This window comes from Mycobacterium sp. IDUB_19 (genome assembly GCF_055419445.1).
In genome coordinates this window covers 81963-101659 of sequence record NZ_JBVAXR010000012.1, presented here as the reverse complement: position 1 = coordinate 101659, position 19697 = coordinate 81963, and the positions used below count along the sequence as shown (strand labels likewise).

The 19697-nt window shown below is 66.8% G+C and carries 18 protein-coding genes and 1 pseudogene; 5 read left to right on the top strand and 14 right to left on the bottom strand.

The window, feature by feature from the left end:
- Positions 1 to 6: 6 nt before the first annotated feature.
- From ACZY0B_RS12490 to ACZY0B_RS12480, 3 genes and pseudogenes are all read left to right on the top strand, one after another.
- Positions 7 to 793 (top strand): annotated as a pseudogene (locus ACZY0B_RS12490) (beta-phosphoglucomutase family hydrolase).
- Positions 790 to 3165, top strand: a complete 2376-nt coding sequence (locus tag ACZY0B_RS12485) for a glycoside hydrolase family 65 protein (protein ID WP_463764416.1) — start codon at positions 790 to 792, stop codon at positions 3163 to 3165. The pseudogene ACZY0B_RS12490 and the gene ACZY0B_RS12485 overlap by 4 nt, the downstream one beginning before the upstream one ends.
- Before the next feature lie 98 nt (positions 3166 to 3263).
- Positions 3264 to 4166, top strand: a complete 903-nt coding sequence (locus tag ACZY0B_RS12480) for a TauD/TfdA dioxygenase family protein (protein ID WP_463764415.1) — start codon at positions 3264 to 3266, stop codon at positions 4164 to 4166.
- Here ACZY0B_RS12480 and ACZY0B_RS12475 read toward each other — a convergent pair.
- From ACZY0B_RS12475 to guaB, 3 genes are read right to left on the bottom strand one after another with little or no spacing between them, the layout of a single operon-like run.
- Complete coding sequence (locus ACZY0B_RS12475; RefSeq protein ID WP_463764414.1) at positions 4163 to 5908, bottom strand: GMC oxidoreductase; 1746 nt, start codon at positions 5906 to 5908, stop codon at positions 4163 to 4165. The two genes, ACZY0B_RS12480 and ACZY0B_RS12475, sit on opposite strands and share 4 nt — an antisense overlap.
- Before the next feature lie 41 nt (positions 5909 to 5949).
- Positions 5950 to 7077, bottom strand: coding sequence for a GuaB3 family IMP dehydrogenase-related protein (locus ACZY0B_RS12470; protein WP_463764463.1), 1128 nt, complete (start codon positions 7075 to 7077; stop codon positions 5950 to 5952).
- A 14-nt stretch (positions 7078 to 7091) separates the two neighbouring features.
- Positions 7092 to 8681 (bottom strand): IMP dehydrogenase, encoded by a 1590-nt coding sequence (guaB, locus tag ACZY0B_RS12465; RefSeq protein ID WP_463764413.1) that lies wholly within the window; start codon positions 8679 to 8681, stop codon positions 7092 to 7094.
- 162 nt (positions 8682 to 8843) lie between these two features.
- Between guaB and ACZY0B_RS12460 the strand changes: the two genes are divergently transcribed.
- Positions 8844 to 9257: a DUF5319 domain-containing protein gene (locus ACZY0B_RS12460; protein ID WP_003879523.1), complete on the top strand. Its 414-nt coding sequence runs from the start codon at positions 8844 to 8846 to the stop codon at positions 9255 to 9257.
- A gap of 19 nt (positions 9258 to 9276) precedes the next feature.
- Here the strand turns inward: ACZY0B_RS12460 and ACZY0B_RS12455 are convergent, their stop codons facing one another.
- From ACZY0B_RS12455 to ACZY0B_RS12445, 3 genes are all read right to left on the bottom strand, one after another.
- Positions 9277 to 10014 carry an anti-sigma-D factor RsdA gene (locus ACZY0B_RS12455; protein WP_463764412.1) on the bottom strand — a complete coding sequence of 246 codons (738 nt, stop codon included), beginning with the start codon at positions 10012 to 10014 and terminating at the stop codon, positions 9277 to 9279.
- A complete protein-coding gene (locus tag ACZY0B_RS12450; protein WP_201263433.1) occupies positions 10007 to 10582 on the bottom strand; it encodes a sigma-70 family RNA polymerase sigma factor in 576 nt (191 codons plus the stop codon). Before ACZY0B_RS12450 ends, ACZY0B_RS12455 begins: the two co-directional genes overlap by 8 nt.
- An 80-nt stretch (positions 10583 to 10662) precedes the next feature.
- The gene (locus ACZY0B_RS12445; RefSeq protein ID WP_463764411.1) at positions 10663 to 11505 is read right to left on the bottom strand and encodes a hypothetical protein; all 843 of its coding nucleotides are present in this window, start codon (positions 11503 to 11505) and stop codon (positions 10663 to 10665) included.
- Between the two features lie 354 nt (positions 11506 to 11859).
- Here ACZY0B_RS12445 and ACZY0B_RS12440 point away from each other — a divergent pair, with 354 nt between their 5' ends.
- Positions 11860 to 12168, top strand: coding sequence for a WhiB family transcriptional regulator (locus ACZY0B_RS12440; protein ID WP_313862207.1), 309 nt, complete (start codon positions 11860 to 11862; stop codon positions 12166 to 12168).
- On the opposite strand, the gene ACZY0B_RS12435 is transcribed toward ACZY0B_RS12440, so the two are convergent.
- From ACZY0B_RS12435 to ACZY0B_RS12400, 8 genes are all read right to left on the bottom strand, one after another.
- Complete coding sequence (locus ACZY0B_RS12435; protein ID WP_463764410.1) at positions 12169 to 12654, bottom strand: hypothetical protein; 486 nt, start codon at positions 12652 to 12654, stop codon at positions 12169 to 12171.
- 55 nt (positions 12655 to 12709) lie between these two features.
- On the bottom strand, positions 12710 to 13978 hold the full coding sequence (locus ACZY0B_RS12430) for a cytochrome P450 (RefSeq protein WP_463764409.1): 1269 nt from the start codon (positions 13976 to 13978) through the stop codon (positions 12710 to 12712).
- A 24-nt stretch (positions 13979 to 14002) separates the two neighbouring features.
- Positions 14003 to 15409 carry an NAD(P)/FAD-dependent oxidoreductase gene (locus ACZY0B_RS12425; protein WP_463764408.1) on the bottom strand — a complete coding sequence of 469 codons (1407 nt, stop codon included), beginning with the start codon at positions 15407 to 15409 and terminating at the stop codon, positions 14003 to 14005.
- Positions 15406 to 15621, bottom strand: a complete 216-nt coding sequence (locus ACZY0B_RS12420) for a ferredoxin (RefSeq protein WP_463764407.1) — start codon at positions 15619 to 15621, stop codon at positions 15406 to 15408. The genes ACZY0B_RS12425 and ACZY0B_RS12420 overlap by 4 nt, the downstream gene beginning before the upstream one ends.
- A 113-nt stretch (positions 15622 to 15734) precedes the next feature.
- A complete protein-coding gene (locus ACZY0B_RS12415; protein ID WP_463764406.1) occupies positions 15735 to 16943 on the bottom strand; it encodes a thiolase family protein in 1209 nt (402 codons plus the stop codon).
- Positions 16944 to 16986: 43 nt separating this feature from the next.
- Positions 16987 to 17385, bottom strand: coding sequence for a Zn-ribbon domain-containing OB-fold protein (locus tag ACZY0B_RS12410; protein WP_463764405.1), 399 nt, complete (start codon positions 17383 to 17385; stop codon positions 16987 to 16989).
- 65 nt (positions 17386 to 17450) lie between these two features.
- Complete coding sequence (locus ACZY0B_RS12405; protein WP_463764404.1) at positions 17451 to 18368, bottom strand: LLM class F420-dependent oxidoreductase; 918 nt, start codon at positions 18366 to 18368, stop codon at positions 17451 to 17453.
- 80 nt (positions 18369 to 18448) lie between these two features.
- Positions 18449 to 19657 (bottom strand): FAD-dependent oxidoreductase, encoded by a 1209-nt coding sequence (locus ACZY0B_RS12400; RefSeq protein WP_463764403.1) that lies wholly within the window; start codon positions 19655 to 19657, stop codon positions 18449 to 18451.
- Between the last annotated feature and the right edge of the window lie 40 nt (positions 19658 to 19697).

The following is a 19697-nucleotide window of genomic DNA, read 5'->3' as shown; positions in this document are numbered from 1 at the left end:
CCAAGCATGGTGGAGTGGTATCGCCCGACCACTCCTACAGTGAGGATCCTCTGTGCTGGGTCTGCCAGAGAAGGTGCGCGCCTGCTTGTTCGACCTCGACGGTGTGCTCACCGATACCGCGAGCGTGCATACCAAGGCCTGGAAGGCCACGTTCGACGCCTACCTGTCCCAGCGAGCCGAGCGCGACGGGGAGAAGTTCGTCCCCTTCGATGCCGCCACGGACTACCGGACATACGTAGACGGCAAGAAGCGGGAAGACGGGGTTCGGTCGTTTCTGGGGAGCCGGGGAATCGAGCTGCCCGACGGCCATCCCGACGACTCCGGTGCCGCCGAGACCGTTTACGGCCTGGGCAATCGCAAGAATGACATGTTCCAAAAGGTCCTCGAAAAGGACGGCGTCGAGGTGTTCGACGGGTCGCGGCGCTACCTGGAGGCGGTCTCGGCGGCGGGTCTGGGTATCGCCGTAGTGTCGGCCAGCGCCAATACCCCCGAGGTGCTCAAGATCACCGGTCTGGACCGGTTCATCCAGCAGCGGGTGGACGGCAACACGCTGCGCGAAGAGCACATCCCGGGCAAGCCCGCCCCCGACTCGTTCCTGCGGGGGGCACAGCTGCTCGATGTCGCCCCCGACGCGGCCGCCGTGTTCGAGGACGCGCTGTCGGGTGTGGCGGCCGGCCGTGCCGGTCACTTCGGCTACGTGGTTGGTGTCGACAGAGTGGGCCAGGCCGAAGATCTCCGCAAAAACGGCGCCGACGTCGTGGTGACCGACCTCGCAGAATTGTTGGAAGCATGATCACCCAGGAAGCCTTCCCCGTCGAACCGTGGGTGGTCCGCGAGACACGGCTCGATCTGAACCTGATCGCCCAGTCCGAATCGATATTCGCCTTGTCCAACGGGCACATTGGGCTACGCGGCAACCTCGACGAGGGCGAACCGTACGGCCTGCCGGGCACCTACCTGAACTCGTTCTACGAGATCCGGCCGCTGCCCTACGCCGAGGCAGGCTACGGCTACCCCGAGGCCGGCCAGACCGTCGTCGACGTGACCAACGGCAAGATCTTTCGCCTGTTCGTCGAGGACGAGCCGTTCGACGTCCGGTACGGCGAACTCATCTCCCACGAGCGTGTCCTCGACCTGAAGGCGGGGACGCTGACCCGCAACGCGCACTGGCGTTCGCCGGTAGGCAAGGAAGTCAAGGTGACCTCCACCCGGCTGGTGTCCCTGGCCCACCGCAGTGTCGCCGCCATCGAGTACTGCGTCGAGGCGGTCAACGAGTTTGTGCGCGTCACCGTGCAATCCGAGCTGGTCACCAACGAGGACCAGCCGACGACGTCGGCCGACCCGCGGGTGGCGGCCATTCTGGAAAACCCGCTGGAGGCCGTCGATCACGAGGAGACCGAGTGCGGCGCGCTGCTGATGCACCGCACCCGGGCGAGCCAGCTGATGATGGCCGCGGGGATGGATCACCTGGTTGAGGTTCCGGGGCGGGTCGAGGTCACCAACGACGCGCGCGCCGATCTGGCACGGACCACCGTGATCTGCGGACTGCGGCCCGGGCAGAAGCTGCGCATCGTCAAATACCTCGCGTACGGCTGGTCCAGCCAGCGCTCGCGGCCCGCGCTGCGTGACCAGGTCGCCGCCGCGCTGCACAGCGCGCGCTACAGCGGTTGGGACGGGCTGGTGAAGGCCCAGCGGGAGTTCCTCGACGACTTCTGGGACAACGCGGACGTGGAGGTCGAAGGCGACTCGGAATCCCAGCAAGCCGTGCGGTTCGGCCTGTTTCACCTGGTGCAGGCCAGCGCCCGGGCCGAGCGGCGCGCCATCCCCAGCAAGGGGCTGACCGGAACGGGATACGACGGCCACGCCTTCTGGGACACCGAGGGTTTCGTGCTCCCCGTGCTGACCTACACGTTGCCGCACGCCGTCGCCGATTCGCTGCGGTGGCGCGCGTCGACGATGGACATGGCCAGGGACCGGGCACACGAACTCGGCCTCGAGGGTGTGAGTTTCCCGTGGCGAACCATCCGCGGTCAGGAGTGTTCCGGCTATTGGCCGGCCGGCACCGCGGCCTTTCACATCAATGCCGACATCGCGATGGCCTTCGAGCGGTACCGCGTCGTCACCGGCGATCAGTCGCTGGAGGCGGACTGCGGCCTGAAGGTGCTGATCGAGACCGCCCGGCTGTGGATGTCGCTCGGGCATCATGACCGCCACGGTGTCTGGCACCTCGAGGGCGTCACCGGCCCCGACGAGTACACGGCGATCGTGCGCGACAACGTCTTCACCAATCTGATGGCCGCACACAACCTGGTCGTCGCCGCCGATGCCTGCAACCGCCACCCCGAGGCGGCCGAAGCGATGGGCATCACCAACGAGGAGACGGCCGCCTGGCGCGACGCGGCCGGCGCCGTCAACATTCCTTACGACGAGGAGCTGGGTGTCCACCAGCAGTGCGAAGGCTTCACCAAGTTCGCGGAGTGGGATTTCCAGAACAGGCACAAATACCCGCTGCTGCTGCACGAGCCTTATGTGCGGCTCTACCCGGCACAGGTGATCAAGCAGGCCGACCTGGTGCTGGCCATGCAGTGGCAGAGCCATGCGTTCACGCCCGAACAGAAGGCCCGCAACGTCGACTACTACGAGCGGCGCACGGTGCGCGACTCCTCGCTGTCGGCCTGCTGCCAGGCCGTGATGTGCGCGGAGGTCGGGCATCTGGAGCTGGCACACGACTATGCCTACGAGGCCGCGCTGATCGACCTGCGTGATCTGCACTCCAACACCCGCGACGGGTTGCACATGGCATCGCTGGCCGGCGCCTGGATGGCGATCGTTGCGGGCTTCGGCGGCCTGCGCGACGACGACGGCATCCTCGAGATCGATCCCGCCCTGCCCGACGGCATCACCCGGCTGCGGTTCCGGGTGCGGTGGCGCGACTTCCGGCTGATGGTCGACGCCAACCACGCCGACGTCACCTACACCCTGACCGACGGGTCCAGCGGTGAGCTGGCCATCCGGCACGCCGGTGAAGAGGTTGTGCTGAAGACGGAGTCGCCGACGACCTTCGCGGTGCGTCAGCGCAAGGCACTGCTGCCGCCGCCGCCGCAGCCGCCCGGGTGCGAGCCCACGCACCGGCGGACGCAGGCCCACCAGCTCGCGGGTAACTAAGCACGGGTCAGACGGCTGGTTGCCGAAACTGTAGCCATGCGACTACACTCGTGCTTAGTCAACTGACTACACCCGATGTTTTAGCAAGGACGACAGCCATGACAGACCAGATAACCGTCACCAAGCTGGGCAGCCGGATCGGCGCTCGGGTCGACGGGGTGCACCTCGGCGGCGACCTGGACCCAGCCGCCGTCGAGGAGATCCGCCGGGCGCTGCTGACCCAAAAGGTCATCTTCTTCCGCGGCCAGCACCACCTCGATGACCGGCAGCAGCTCGCATTCGGCGGCCTGCTGGGCACGCCCGTCGGGCACCCGGCGGCCGGTGCGCTCGCAGCCAAAGGCGCGCCCGTCATCACGCCGATCAACTCGGAATACGGCAAGGCCAATCGCTGGCACACCGACGTCACCTTCGCCGCGAACTACCCGGCAGCGTCGATCCTGCGGGCCATCACCCTGCCCAGCTACGGCGGATCTACGCTGTGGGCCTCGACGGCTGCGGCCTACGAAGACCTGCCCGAGCCGCTGCGGTGCCTCGTCGAGAATCTGTGGGCGCTGCACAGCAACCGCTACGACTATGTGACCACCGAAGCCGACCTGGCGTTGAGCGACGCGCAGCGGGCGTTCCGGCAGGCGTTCGAGAAGCAGGACTTCCAGACCGAGCACCCCGTGGTGCGCGTGCACCCGGAGACCGGTGAGCGCACGCTGATCGCGGGCAATTTCGTCCGCAACTTCGTCGGCCTCGACAGCCACGAGTCAAGCGCGCTGCTGGAACTGCTGCAACAGCGAATCACCAAGCCCGAGAACACTATTCGCTGGAACTGGGAAGCCGGAGACGTGGCCATCTGGGACAACCGGGCCACCCAGCACCGCGCGGTCGACGACTACGACGACCAGCCGCGGCTGATGCACCGTGTCACGCTGATGGGCGATGTGCCGGTCAACGTGCACGGCGAGCGCAGCCGGGTGGTCAAGGGCGCGCCGCTTGAGGTGATCGCGAGCTAACCCGCGTCGGCGGTGGTGCCGATCGGGTCGGTCGGCGACCAGCGCAGCGCGCCGGGCGCGTCCGCCGGCACCACCGGGTGCTTCGGCGCGATCGGCTCCAGCCGGCGGTAGGCATCACCCTGCAGCGGCCGCTGATCGATCTCGCCCTTGTTCGGCCACAGCGAGGCGGCCCGCTCGGCTTGCGCGGTGATCGACAGCGACGGGTTGACGCCCAGATTCGCCGAGATCGCGGCGCCGTCCACCACCAGCAGCGACGGATAGCCGTAGACGCGGTGATAGGGGTCGATGACGCCTCGGTCGGGGCTGTCGCCGATCACCGCACCGCCGAGGAAGTGCGCGGTCAGCGGAATGTTGAACAGCTCGCCCCAGGTACCGCCGGCGACACCGTCGATCTTTTCGGCGATGCGGCGGGTCACCTCGTTGCCGACCGGAATCCACGACGGGTTCGGCTCGCCGTGCCCCTGCTTGCTGGAGTACCAGCGGATGCCCAGCTTCCCGCGCTTGGTGAACGTGGTGATCGAGTTGTCCAGGTGCTGCATGACCAGCGCGATCACTGTTCGTTCGCTCCACTGGCGGGGATTGAGCAGCCGCAGCATCTTGCGCGGATCCTCGCCGGCGGTGTCGAGCAACTGCCGCCAGCGCGGCACATCCGTGCCTTGTGGGCCCGGGCCGTCGGTCATCAAGGTCTGCAGCAGGCCCATGGCGTTGGAGCCCTTGCCGTAACGGACGGGTTCGATGTGGGTATCCGCCGTCGGGTGAATCGACGACGTGATCGCCACCCCGTGCGTCAGGTCCAGATCCGGGGACACCTTCAACCGTCCGGCGCCGACGATCGATTCCGAGTTTGTTCGGGTCAAGACGCCCAAACGCGTTGAGAGACGGGGCAACCGACCCTTGTCCCGCATCTTGAACAGCAGATGCTGCGTCCCCCAGGTGCCCGCGGCCAGGATCACATGGCTCGCGGTGTACGTGCGCCGATCCCGGCGCAGCCAGCTTCCGGTGCGCACGGTGCGGACCTTCCACAATCCGTCGGAGCCCTGCTCGAAACTCTTCACGGTCGTCATCGGAATAACTTGGGCCCCAGCAGATTCCGCGAGTCCGAGGTAGTTCTTGAGTAGGGTGTTCTTGGCGCCGTAACGGCAGCCGGTCATGCAGCAGCCGCATTCCAGGCAGCCGGTGCGGTCGGGGCCCGCGCCGCCGAAGAAGGGATCTGGCACCGTCTTTCCGGGCGTCTTGGTTCCGTCGGGGCCGAAGAACACCCCGACCGGCGTCGGCACGAAGGTGTCTCCGCATCCCATGTCGTCGGCGACCTGCTTGACGATCCGGTCGGCGTCGGTGAACGTCGGGTTCTCGACCACGCCCAGCATCCGCTGCGCCTGCCGGTAGTGCGGCATCAGCTCGCCGCGCCAATCGGTGATGTGCGACCACTGCTGATCGTTGAAGAACGGATCCGGCGGCACGTACAACGTGTTGGCGTAGTTCAGCGACCCGCCGCCCACCCCGGCTCCGGCCAGAATCATCACGTTCTTCAGCGGGTGAATCCGCTGGATGCCGTAGCAGCCCAGCCTGGGCGCCCAGAGGAACTTGCGCAGATCCCACGACGTTTTCGCGAATTCCGCGTCGGAGTAGCGCCGGCCGGCCTCCAATACGCCTACGCGGTAACCCTTTTCGGTCAACCGCAGCGCACTGACACTGCCGCCGAAACCCGAACCAATGATCAGGACGTCGAAATCTGGCTTCATTCCCACCAGTATGAACTTACCGGCCAGTAACGATCCAGTCCCTAGATGCCGACCGTCAGCCCGACCTTCTGGAATTCCTTGAGGTCGCAGTAGCCGGCCTTGGCCATCGATCGGCGCAGGCCGCCGACCAGGTTGAGGCTGCCGAACGGATCGTCGGACGGCCCGTTGAGCACCTGCTCGAGCGGCGGCCGCTCACCGACGGCGATCTGCAGCAACGCCCCGCGCGGCAACGACGGGTGCGCCGCCGCGGACGGCCAGAACCAGCCGCCGCCGAGCGCCTCGTCGCTCTCAGCCAGCGGCGTGCCCAGCACCACCGCGTCGGCACCGCAGGCGATGGCCTTGGCGAGCTCGCCGGAGGTGTGAATGTCGCCGTCGGCCAGCACATGCACGTAGCGGCCGCCGGTCTCGTCGAGGTATTCGCGGCGCGCGGCCGCGGCGTCGGCGATCGCGGTGGCCATCGGCACGCTGATGCCCAGCACCTCGTCGCTGGTGGTCACGCCCCGGGTGGAGCCGTAGCCGACGATGACGCCGGCGGCACCGGTGCGCATCAGATGCAGCGCGGTGCGGTGATCGAGCACACCGCCGGCGACCACCGGAATGTCGAGCTCGGAGATGAAGGTCTTCAGGTTGAGCGGCTCGCCGTTGGAGGCGACGCGCTCGGCCGAGATGATGGAGCCCTGGATGACCAGCAGGTCGACGCCGGCCTGCAGCAACACCGGGGTCAGCGACTGCGCGTTCTGCGGGCTGATCCGTACCGCGGTGGTCACGCCGGCCTCGCGGATGCGGGCCACCGCTGCGCCCAGCAGGTCCGGGTTCAGCGGCGCCGCGTGCAGTTCCTGCAGCAGCCGGATCGACGCCGAGGGTTCCGGCTCCTTACTGGCGGCCTCGATCAGCTGCGCGATCTTGGCCTCCACGTCGGCGTGCCGGCCGATCAGCCCCTCGCCGTTGAGCACGCCCAGCCCGCCGAGCCGGCCCAGCTCGATCGCGAACTCCGGCGACACCAGCGCGTCCGTCGGGTGCGCCACCACGGGGATGTCGAACCGGTAGGCGTCCAGCTGCCAAGTCGTCGACACGTCCTGCGACGAGCGGGTGCGCCGAGACGGCACGATGCTGACTTCACTGAGCTCGTAGGTGCGACGGGCGACGCGGCCCATCCCGATCTCGACCATGTTCAGTTCGCTGCTCACCGCGCGTAGTAGTTCGGCGCTTCGACGGTCATGGTCACGTCGTGGGGATGGCTCTCCTTGAGACCGGCCGACGTGATCCGGACGAACTGCGCCTGCTGCAGTACCTCGATGGTCGGCGAGCCCGTGTAGCCCATCGCGGCGCGCAGGCCGCCGGTCAGCTGGTGGATCACCGACGCCAGCGGGCCGCGGAACGGCACCCGGCCCTCGATGCCCTCGGGCACCAGCTTGTCCTCGGAGAGCGCGTCGTCGGCGAAGTAGCGGTCCTTGGAGTACGACTTGCCGCCGCTGCGGCCCGCCATCGCGCCCAGCGACCCCATGCCGCGGTAGCTCTTGAACTGCTTGCCGTTGACGAAGATCAGCTCGCCGGGCGCCTCGGCGGTGCCGGCCAGCAGCGAGCCCAGCATGGCCGTCGACGCGCCGGCGGCCAGCGCCTTGGCGATGTCGCCGGAATACTGCAGTCCGCCGTCGGCGATGACCGGCACACCGTGCGGTCCGCAGGCCGCGACGGCTTCCAGGATCGCCGTGATTTGAGGTGCGCCGACCCCGGCCACCACGCGGGTGGTGCAGATCGAACCCGGTCCCACGCCGACCTTCACGGCGTCGGCGCCGGCCTCGACGAGCGCCAAGGCGGCCGAGCGGGTGGCGACGTTGCCGCCGATCACCTCGACCTTCTCGCCGACCTCGGCCTTGAGTTTGCCGACCATGTCGAGCACCAGGCGGTTGTGCGCGTGCGCGGTGTCCACGATCAGCACGTCGACCCCGGCGTCGACCAGCATCATCGCGCGCACCCAGGCGTCACCGCCGACACCGACGGCGGCGCCCACCAGCAGTCGGCCGTCGCTGTCCTTGGTGGCCAGCGGGTGTTGTTCGGTCTTGACGAAGTCTTTGACGGTGATCAGCCCGGTCAGCCGGCCGTGGCCGTCGACGATGGGCAGTTTCTCGATCTTGTTGCGGCGCAACAGGCCCAGCGCCGCGTCGGCGCTGACGCCCTCGCGGGCGGTGATCAGCGGCGCTTTGGTCATCACCTCGGAAACGGGCCTGGTCTGGTCGACCTCGAAGCGCATGTCGCGGTTGGTGATGATCCCGACGAGCGCGCCGGAGTCGTCGACGACGGGCAGGCCGGAGATCCGGAACCGGGCGCACAGCGCGTCGACCTGGGCAAGTGTGTTGTCCGGACGGCAGGTGACCGGGTCGGTGACCATGCCGGCCTCGGACCGCTTGACCATCTCCACCTGGCCGGCCTGTTCGGCGACCGGCAGGTTGCGGTGCAGCACACCCATGCCGCCGGCGCGGGCCATCGCGATGGCCATCCGCGACTCGGTGACGGTGTCCATCGCCGAGCTCACCAGCGGCACTCGCAGCCGGATCTTCTTCGTTAGCTGGCTGGAGGTGTCAGCAGTGGCGGGAACCACATCGGAGGCCGCGGGCAGCAGCAGCACATCGTCGTAGGTCAGGCCCAGCATCGCCACCTTGTTCGGGTTGTCTCCTCCGGTCGGCACCCCCTCGTCGGCCAGACCGCCGACGCGCAGGTAGGGACTTGCGACCAGGTCGGAGCTGTCTTCGAGATGGGACGTGCCACGGGACATCGGTGAAACCCTCCATGCGCGCGCGGAGCGAGAAACCCATCCTATCGGTCCCGGCCGTCGGGGAGTTGCACCTGTTGGCGCGCCGCCCGCCCCAATCGGAGCGCCGGCGACGCACATCTGCCTGCTGGCGTTACCACGGCCCGCTTGCGTAGGCTATGGGGCGTGCGTGACCACCTCCCCCCGGGTTTGCCACCCGACCCGTTCGCGGACGACCCGTGCGACCCGTCGGCGGCGCTGGACGCCGTCGAGCCTGGACAGCCTCTGGATCAGCAAGAGCGGATGGCGGTCGAGGCGGACCTGGCCGATCTGGCCGTTTACGAAGCCCTGTTGGCGCACAAGGGAATTCGCGGACTTGTCGTGTGCTGCGACGAGTGTCAGCAAGACCACTATCACGACTGGGACATGTTGCGGGCCAACCTGCTGCAACTGCTGATCGACGGCACCGTCCGCCCGCACGAGCCTGCTTACGACCCGGAGCCCGACGCCTACGTCACGTGGGATTACTGCCGGGGGTACGCCGACGCCTCGCTCAACGAAGCGACGTCGGACGCCGACGGATTTCACCGGCGCCACTGATTGTTGAGCGGCCCGCTTTCTAGGGCGTACTGCTCGGCTCGACCGATGAGTGGGGCCGGTGACGGCCCGCAGCGGGACTCGGGGGCGTCGCTGGGCTCGGAATCGACGAGATTTGGGACTGCGGAGCCGGCAGCACCGCGGAACTTGGTGGCGGCGCGGCCGGTGGGAGCGTCGCATTCGGGTCGCGCGAATCAACTCTCGCGTTCAACAGATCGATCTCGTCCAGCAATTCTTTTCGGCCGGCGCTGTCGTTCATCGACTGCACGGTGCTGCTGACCTCCGCCAGCTGGTTCTCGGCCTTGGTCCACTGCCCCTTGTCGATCAGTTGCTGGACCTTCGCCAGATCGGCCTTGGCGCTCAACATGATCTGGTTCTGGTTGGCTCGCGGCTCGTCAAAGAACATCGAGTGCAGGCCGTACAGCGTCCCCCCGGGACGGGCCTCGACCACCATCGCGCCGAATCCGCTGAGGGCCAACAATGTCGCCGCCACCGAGCCGATCGCCACCAGACCGCGCCGGCCACGACGCTGCTCGGCCATTCCGGCGCGCAGCGCGCCGACGGCTTCCTCCGGCGAAACCAGGGCGCTGGCCGGTGGCCACCGCAAGTCGTCGCGCCAATCCCCCAGCAGGGTGGCCAACGCATCGTCGTTGGGATCGTCGACGTCGATCGGCTGGCGTTCGGCCAGCGCGTCGAGCAGCAGATCGCTCCGGCTCAACTCGTCTAGCCCCGGCCGGTCTGAGAAACCAAATTCAGGCATAGTCACCTGCTGCAACCATCTCGGATTTGAGCCGCGACAAAGCTCGGTGCTGAGCTACCCGGACGGCCCCTGGCGTTGCGCCGACGGCGGCGGCGGTCTCTTCGGCAGACAAGCCGACGACGACGCGAAGGATCAGAATCTCACGCTGCTTGGCGGGAAGGATGTCGAGTAATTCGTTCATCCGGCTGACCGAATCGGCTTCGAGGGCCCGCTGTTCGGGGCCCGCTTCGGACGACCAGCGCTCGGGAACGGAATCGGAGGGGTAGGCGAGGTCGCGGCCTGCGGCCCGATGGGCGTCGGCCACCTTGTGTGCCGCAATGCCGTACAGGAAGGCCAGAAAGGGGCGTCCTCGATCCCGGTAACGCGGCAGTGCTGTCAATGTCGCCAAGCACACCTCCTGAGCCACATCGTCGGCTGTCAGGCCCCCCCGCTCGACTGTGCCGACTCGCGCCCGGCAATATCGCACCACAATCGGACGGATGGTCTCCAGCACCTCCCGTAGGGCGTTTCCATCTCCCGCCACGGCTTCTGCAACCACAGCGTCGAGACGTTCACCTTGAATTGTCATCGACGGCGGTATCTCCAACGTTACAAACCGGACACATCGCGGGCTAACTCTCGCAATGACCATAACGGCCGCAAGCCGTTTCAAGCGGAAAGCCAGGTTCCACCGGCGCGCCGCACCTGGCCTGCGCAGACATCCCGGATTTCGATCAGCTTTTGTGCCGAAAATGTGACGCTTCGGATATCGATCAGCAAGCAAGCCACCGCCCATCGCAGCGGTATCAGTCCCGAGCGGCCGGTGGCGTCCAGCGCGGCCTCCGCCACCACGCGGGCGCGCTCAGTGTCGCCGGCGCTGCACAGCGCGGCGGCAAGCACCACCTCGCTCTTGACCCGGTGCCGCTCGGAGGCTTGTCCCATGGCCTGCGCGAGCTCGACGGCCTCCTCGGCACGACGGACCGCGACCGCGCCGTCGCCGCTGGCCATCGCCAACTCGGCACCCACCCATCGCCGGCGCACCGGCAGCCGGTCCGGCACCGCTCCCGTGATCGCACAGGCCGCCAACGCCGAGTCCGCGCGTGCCAACAGGGCCGCCGCGGCAGCGAAGCGGCCGACGCCCAACGCGTCGGCCGCCAATCCGATCAGTGCGTCGCCGCGGGCTTCGGGATCGGCGCCGGCGAGAGCCAGGGCACGACCGTCCCAGCCCCGGGCCCGCGCGTGCCATCCGAGTTGGCGCAGAAACGATCCCTGCGTGCTGTGGGCCAACGAAACCAACGGGGTGACGAGCCGGCCGGACGCCGCGCCGCGGCGCAGCACCGCCAGGTCGCGGTAGGCACTGCCGTAGCGGCCCTGCCCGCCGGCCGCGACGGCGCGCAACCAGAGTTGGTTCGGTGTCCTCGCCGTCGGCAGGGGCCAGTGTGCCGGCTGGTCGCCGAACGCGGCAGCGGCCAGCGTCGGCTCAATCATCGAAGTGTGACGAGTTTCAATCACGGTGATAGTAGTAAACAGTTCGTGCTGTTGGTGTTACCGAAATGTTAATCACGATCATCTCTGTACTAAATGGCACTTACCGGCTCTTGGGCTCTGAGCTGGGAAATCTCAGTTTGGTCAAGTACCTGGTAGCACCGTTCTCCTACGCCAAATACGTGGCAGATGAACGCAGAGTTAATTCTGTTCCAACCTCTATATACTTTGTCACACTAAGCGCCTATTGACGGAAATTCATCGACGCCCCTAAGTTCTAGCAATGACGGGTAGTCATCGGTGACGCCACCCTTAAATCAGTTGCACACTCACTTGCGAACCTAACCTCACTAGGCCGCGCCGTGCAGGAGGGAACTAACCATGCCACAGCCGGAGCAGCTACCCGGGCCCAACGCGGACATCTGGAACTGGCAACTGCAGGGACTGTGCCGCGGCGTTGATTCATCGATGTTCTTCCACCCCGACGGCGAGCGTGGCCGTGCCCGCATGCAGCGTGAGCAGCGCGCCAAGGAGATGTGCCGGCAGTGCCCGGTGATCCAGCAGTGCCGGTCGCACGCACTCGACGTCGGTGAGCCCTACGGAGTGTGGGGCGGCCTGTCCGAATCGGAGCGCGACATGCTGCTGAAGGGCGATATCGGCCGCAACCGCGGCATTCGCCGCTCGGCCTAGTCAGCTACGCGCGAAAGACCCCACCGCGACGTATCCGAGCGCCAGGGCGAGAACGGCGAACTTGGTAAGAGCGGCGATTCGCGCACGCCGCGAATACACGCCGACGCGGGTGCCGTCGAGTACCTTCAGCAGCGAGACGCCCTCGAGCGCGTCGCCGGCCACGGCAACAATCACGACGGCGGGCAAGCCGGCTGGGTGGCCACGGCGTCGCCGCACGCGTTCCACGAGCAGGGCCAGGAGGCTGCCATAGGTTGTCATGTAGCCGAAATCCAGCCACATGGATAACCGCGCGGCGCGCTGACCGTCGCTGCCCCAGCGGGCCATGATTGCCTCGGCTCGGGAAGCGTTGCCGGCGAGCTCAAATGGGATGATCCCCGCACCGCCGGCCTGACGCATGCGCCGTTCCAGCACCAGCATCACCGCGGTGTAGGCAACGAAGGCCATCATCGATACCCCGAGCCGGTGGGCTCCTATGCGATTCGTCATCATGCTCGCCTTTGGGTTTTCGCAGGGCAACAGCCGAAAACTGAACAGCAGGTTCTCAGCCGGAGATTCGGTCGAAGTCGATCACGAGATGGGCGGGGCCGCGGAAGATTTGGCTGCGGCGGTACGGCGGCGGGTCGATGACCAGGCGTGGATTCTCGACGCGTCGCAGGAAGGTCTCCAGCGCGACGTTGACCTCCAACCGGGCGAGTGGGCCGCCCATGCAGACGTGTATGCCGCTGCCCCAACCGAGATGCTCATTGTCGGGGCGTTCGGGGTCGAACTGGTTCGGGTTCGTGAATCGTGCCGGGTCGCGGTTTGCCGCGCTGTACATCAGATGCACCGCAGCGCCCTTCGGGATGACGGTCCCGGCGATCTCGATATCGGCCGCTGCGCTGTAGCTGGGAAAGAACTGCACCGCCGACTGCAGGCGCTGCACTTCCTCGATGGCGCCGGGAATCAGCTCCGGCCGGTCACGCAGCCGCTCTAGGGCTCCCGGGTTGCGCAGGAATGTCATCACGCAGTTGGCGATGGTGTTGACCGTCGAGTCATGCCCGGCGACCAGGAGCAGAATCCCGTTGGCGACAGCCTCTTTCGGCGACATCGCCCCGTCGGGACCGTCGCTGTCGTTCACCAGTTTGGACAGCAGGCCTTCGCCCGGTTCTTCCAGGAAGCGGTGGATCAGGTCGGACATGTACTGCGTGAGCGCCGCCGTGCCGTCGGCGCCCTTGCGGGCACGAACCTGACCTTCCGCGGTCGCCGCATCCGGGCCTAAATCCGTGCCCGCCATGAAATCGTGAATCCAGGCGTGGAAGGTCGGTTCATCCTCGAGTGGAACACCCAAAATCTTGCAGATGACTGCCACCGGAACCGGGTACGCATACTCGTCGACAACATCGAACCTGTTCTCGCCCTTAGCTTTAACCGCGTCGAGCAGCCCGGTGCAGAGACGTTGGATCTCAGGCTCCATGTTCGGAATGACATCCGGAGCATGCGGCGGTCCGAAATGCCGCATCAGTTGGCGGCGGGCCCTGTCGTGGTCGGGTGGGTCGGACACGATGATGCTGGCGTCGTGGCCGTAGCCGTCAGGGTCCGCGGTTCCAGGCTGGGCCTCCGCCCCTTGTCCACCGATGGGGCTGCGAGTCAGATCCGAACTGATCCGAGGATCGTGGGCCAACGCCAGCAGTTCCCGGTAACCCGTCACGACATAGGTGTTCTCGGCCACCCGTACCACCGGTGTTTCGCGCAACTGGTCGAAGAACGGGTATGGGTCGTGGCGGTTCTCGTACTTCATCGCCTCCGCCCAGGCGATTTCCGCTCGTGTCATCGTGGCTCCTCGTCCGGCATTGGGTCAACGGTGTCGGGAGATGACTTCCGCGCCGCGCGACGTCGGATCATGGCCGGTCAAGACGACGTCGGGAAATGCGGTCGGCTCCCGCGGGTCTGGGAACCGGGCCGGGCTCGGCTTGCTGTCCGTGGGCCGGTCGAAGCCCGGCGGCGGAGGCGGGAACGGCGCGGATTGCTCGATCAGAGATCCGTAGTACTCCAACCACTTGCCGTGATTGAACGTGACCGCACCCACGATGCGGCCCCGGTACCCGTATGCCGCGGCGAAGCGGCGGTCCGCGACGGAGCCCTGGGTGAACACGATCTGGTCACCGAAGGAACACACGCCGACACCTTTGATGTTCACCCCGAACTGGGCCGACCAGAACGACGGCAGTGGCAGGTGCGGGCACCGGTCTATTTCCAGGCTGATCATGTTTTTCGCCGCGACCTGCGCGCCCGAAACGGCGTTGTCCCAGTGCTCCAGCGAGAGGAACTCGTACCCGTAGAGCACATGGGGCGCACGGGCGACGTCGCCCGCGACGAAGATGGTGTCGGTTACCACGCCGTTGAAGTCGAATGCCCGGCAGCCGGCGTCGCAGGCAACCCCCCAAAATCCGGTGGCGAGTTGGGCACCTTCCAGCCATTCGACGTTGCGGATCGACCCCAACGACGCCACCACGACATCGACGTCGAGGGTGGTCCCGTCAGAGAGGCGGGCTCGCCGCACCCGCCCGTCGGTGTCGCCTTCGAGGGCCTGGACCGCGACGCCGGTGCGCAGGTCGACGCCGGCGTCGCGCTGCATCTCGGCGGCGATCTCAGCGATCACCCCGCCCAGTGCCCCCACCAGCGGGCCGCCACCCCGTTCGGCAACCGTCACCGGCAGGCCGAGTTCGCAACAGACAGAGGCCATTTCGGAGCCGATGAAACCCGAGCCGACGATCAGCACGCGCCGCGGACCCGCGCGCAGGGCCGCCTGCAGCCGGGCGGCGTCATCGCTGGTGCGCAGCGTGAAGACGCCGTCCAGCTTGGCCTCCTCGGCGTTGAACCACGGGCGTGCCCGGGTGCCGGTCGCGATCAGCAGACGGTCGTAGGGGACCCTATCGCCATTGGCCAACAACACTTCCCGGCTGGCGCGGTCCAGGCCCGTGGCGGGCACCCCAAGTCGCCAGTCGGCGTCGATCGCGCGCATCCGGGGCAGCTTGGTGTGATCCGCGGCCACCCATCCCTTCAATACCTGTTTGGACAGGGGCGGGCGGTCGTAGGGTTCGTGCGGCTCGTCCCCGATGAGGGTCAGGGAGCCGGTGAAGCCTTCATCGCGCAACGCCTCGGCGGCGCGTAGCCCGGCCAGCGACGCCCCGACAATGACGATGCGGCCCTGCGCCTTGAATGCCGCGACCAGCTCGGTGACCAATGATGCCGCGGAAGTCATGGTGCCGTGCGGTCCGCGGGTGGGTCGACCTCAAGCTGGATGGCCTGCACCGGACACGACGCCACGGCCCGCAACACCCGTTGGCGCTGGGAATCGTCGGGATTAGGGTCGTAGGCCAGCGCCTCCTCGCCATGCATTTTGAGGACATCCGGAGCCAGCGGGACGCATTGCGCGTATCCCTGGCAGCGATTGAGGTCCACCACAATTCGCATGTTCTGGCACCTTCCGGCAGCCGACGGTGCAGGCTGTCAACGCTGCGGCCGTGGATCAACATCCCGGCAGCGAGAGCAACAGTACGCAGGCGCGCGGGTCAAGCGCCAGATGCTTACGCCGTCGAGCGCTCCAGGACATGCACGCCGCACGCGGAACCGAGTCCGATCACGTGGGCCAGGCCCACTTTGGCGTCGGCGATCTGGCGGTCTCCAGCCTCGCCGCGCAGATGGTGACAGATCTCCCATACGTTGGCGATGCCGGTGGCGGCGATGGGATGGCCCTTGGACTCCAGGCCACCCGACACGTTCACCGGCGTCGAGCCGTCACGCCAGGTGGCACCCGAGTTGAAGAAGTCCGCGGCGCCGCCCTCCTCACACAGCATCAAGTTGTCGTAGTGCACCAACTCGGCGGTGGCGAAGCAATCGTGCAATTCGACGAGATCGAGGTCGGCGGGCCCGATGCCCGCCTGCTCGTAAGCGATGGTTGCGGCCTTTCGGGTGAGGGTGTTGACGTTCGGCAACACCTGGCAACCTTCTTCGTACGGGTCGGTGGTCAGCACCGACGCCGACACCTTCACCGCGCGCCTGCGCTGCTGCAGCGACAACGACTTCAGCGTCTCGCCACTGCATACGACGGCGGCCGCGGCGCCATCGCAGTTCGCCGAGCACATCGGGCGCGTGTTCGGGTACGCGATCATGACGTCGTTCATGATCTGCTCGAGGGTGAACCGCTTTTGGTATGACGCAAGCGGATTCAGGGTGGAGTGGGCGTGGTTCTTCTCGCTGATCTTCGCGAACAACTCGAAGCTGGCGCCACCGTACTTGTGGCCGTACTCGACGCCGATCTGTGCGAAGACGCCCGGCATCGTCTCCGTGCCGATCCTGCCGTCGATTGCCGCCACCGCCCCGTAGCGGCCCGCCGGTGTCCAGGTGTCCGCGTCTTTCTTCTTAGCCCCGCCCGCCAGCAGACCGGCGCCCGCGAGCTTCTCGACACCTACCGCCAGGCCGTAGTCCACCTCGCCGGCCTTGACGGCCATGATCGCGGTGCGCAATGCGGTAGCACCCGTCGCGCAGGCATTCGCGACGTTGTACACCGGGATGCCGGTCTGGCCGATCTGCTTCTGCAGCTGTTGGCCGATCCCGGCACTCGCGTTCATCAGGTTGCCCGCGGCAATCACGCCGATGTCCGCCATCGTGACGCCGGCGTCCGAAAGCGCGCCCATGGCTGCTTCGGCCGCGAGGTCGACGGTGTCGAGTTCGGGGTGCTTGCCGAACTTGGTCATCTGGATGCCGAGGATCCAGACCTCATCGCTTGCGCTCATCCCGACTCCTTCGTCAAATACGTTGCGGATCTTCTGAAGCCGTTCACGAGACGGGCGCGAAGCCGAAGCCGACCGCCTCGGTGCCCGCGGAGTCGGTGCCGATCGATTGGGTGGCGAGGCGCACTTTCATACCGTCGAAAACGTGCTCGGGATCGGGTTCGACGTTGATGAGGTTGGCGCGCACCTGTGTTCCGCCGCAATCGACCACCGCTGCCACGAACGGGGTTGGAATCCCGGGTGCCGCGAACGCGACGATGGTGAACGCGCGCACCGTGCCCTCGGTCGCGATCGGGGCGGTCGTGAATTCGGTGGCAAAGCACTTGGCACACGCGTTGCGTCGGTCGAAGAATCTGGCACCGCAGTTGACGCATTCCTGCGCGACCAGATGCGGATCGCCGTCGTCCAGCACCAGGTAGTCGACCAGCGGGATCTGCCCGGCCATGCGCACCTCCATCGTTGGTGTGTTCGACGGTATCGCTTGGCGGCCGACCTACGTCGGCGGGGTGACTACGCGCCGACGAGCGGCTTGAGCGCGTCGCCCACCTTCGTGATGACACCGGGCGTGTAACCGTGTGTCGGGAGGTTGACGATCACGCCGTCGACGCCGACATCGAGGACCCGGCGTTTGATCTCGTCGGCTACTTGCTCGGGCGTGCCGGCGACAGCCCGGCCACCACGCGCCTCGCCGATGTCGCGGGGCGCATCGTCCAGGATGACAGTCAGCAAGGTGCTGGTCTCCAAAGTTGTTGGGTCCCGGTTGATTTCGTCGCAGCGTTGCCGCAGCACATCCAGCTTGCCGGGCAGCGCGTCGATGTCGGCGATCAGGTTGAGGTGGTCGGCGTACCGAGCGGCCAATCGGAACGTCTTCTTCTCACCGCTGCCGCCGAGCATGATCGGGATGTGGTCCCGATAGCGGGGCTCGTTGATCGCGCTCTCGGTGTGATACCACTTGCCGGAGAAGCTGGGGCGCTCGCCGTGGAACATTCCGACGACGATCTGCAACGCTTCCTCGAGCTTTTCGAACCGTTCGGTGAACGTGTCGAAGTCGAAGCCCAGTTGCCGGTGCTCCAGCTCGAACCAGCCCGCCCCGATACCGAGGATTGCCCGACCCGCGCTGACGACGTCCAACGTCGTCACCGCCTTGGCCAGCAGGGTCGGGTTGCGATAGGTGTTACCGGTCACCAACGTCGACAGCTGCACGCGCTCGGTGGCCGTGGCCAAAGCGCCCAGCGCGGTGTAGGCCTCCAGCATGGGTTCGTCGGGTTCACCTAGCCCCGGCAGTTGATAGAAGTGGTCCATCAGCAGCACCGTGTCGAATCCGGCGGCCTCGGCCTCCTGGGCCTGGGCCTTGACGGCGGGAAACAGCTCGGCGACCGGCGTGCCGTAGGAGAAGTTGGGAATCTGCAATCCGAGTCGAATGGTCACGCTCTAGCGTAACCACGCGAAACGCCGATCACATTCCCGGCCGTGGCCGCGGGGAGCCATGCCGTGCGGGCTACGGTGGACTAGACGGTGTGGACGTTGGGCGTACGCACATGTTCGGGGCGGAAGCCCCGCCCGACGAAAATCGGCGGAATCGCTTGCAGCGGGCCAAAACCCACGATCTTCGGGACAGGGATCGGAGATAGGTCACCGCTGAGATTGGGTGCGATCGCTCTGTCCTGCATCACGACCTGGAAGGCCTGGACTATCCGGGTGGGCAGCTCGCGGCGCCGCTGCACCTTCGCGAGGTCCGCGTCGGTCAGCCGGCCTTCGCGCAGCGGGGCGCACAGGATGTTGGCAGCGGCCACCGCATCGGCGACCGCGAGGTTGATGCCGACCCCGCCGGCCGGCGACATGGCATGCGCGGCATCGCCGATGCACAGCAGGCCCGTACGCCACCAAGTCTTGAGCCGGTCCACCCGCACGTCGAGCTCGCTGGTGTCGTCCCAGGAGGTCAAGTCGTCGACGTGTTCACGCAGCCGCGGTTGCGCGGCGACCATGCGCTCCTTGAACGCCTCCAGCGATCCTTCCCGGGGGTGTGACCCCTTGGGCACCAGGCTCGCGACCTGCCAGTAGTCGCCGCGGTAAATCATGGCCATCATCAGGCCTTTGCGCAGCACCGCGAACAGTTCCTCGGGGTCGCCGGGGCGCCATTTCAGCCGGAACCACAGCACGTCCATCGGGGAATGCGCCGCAGCGATCGGCAGCCCCGCCGCGGCGCGTACCGCGGACTTGCGCCCGTCCGCGCCTATCACCAGCTCGGTGCGCACCTCCAGTTCCGGGGTGCGCACCCCGGCCACCCGAGGGCCATCGAAGATCAGGTCGGTGACCTCCGCATTGCGGATCAGGGTGAATTCCGGGTAGGCAGAAGCTTTTTCGGCAAGGAAGTCGAGGAAGTCCCACTGTGGCATCAACGCGATATAGGGCTGGTTGAAGCCGAGCCGTTTGAGCACGCTGAAGTTGCCGAGGGTGCGAAGTGAGCCGTCGGTGTCGAAGGCGACACGGTCGATCTTGGTGTGCGGTAGACGCAGGAACTCGTCGATGAACCCCAGCTCGTCCATGATCCGCAGGGTGCTCGGATGCACGGTGTCGCCGCGGAAGTCGCGCAGGAAGTCGTTGTGCTTTTCCAGGACGACAACCGGGATCCCGGCACGGGCCAGCAGCAGGGCGTGAACGAGGCCCGCGGGCCCGCCACCGGCAACACAGACCTGGGTCTGCAGAACTCGCGTCATGGCCTGACACTCCCTACGACCGTGGAATCAGCGGACCAGC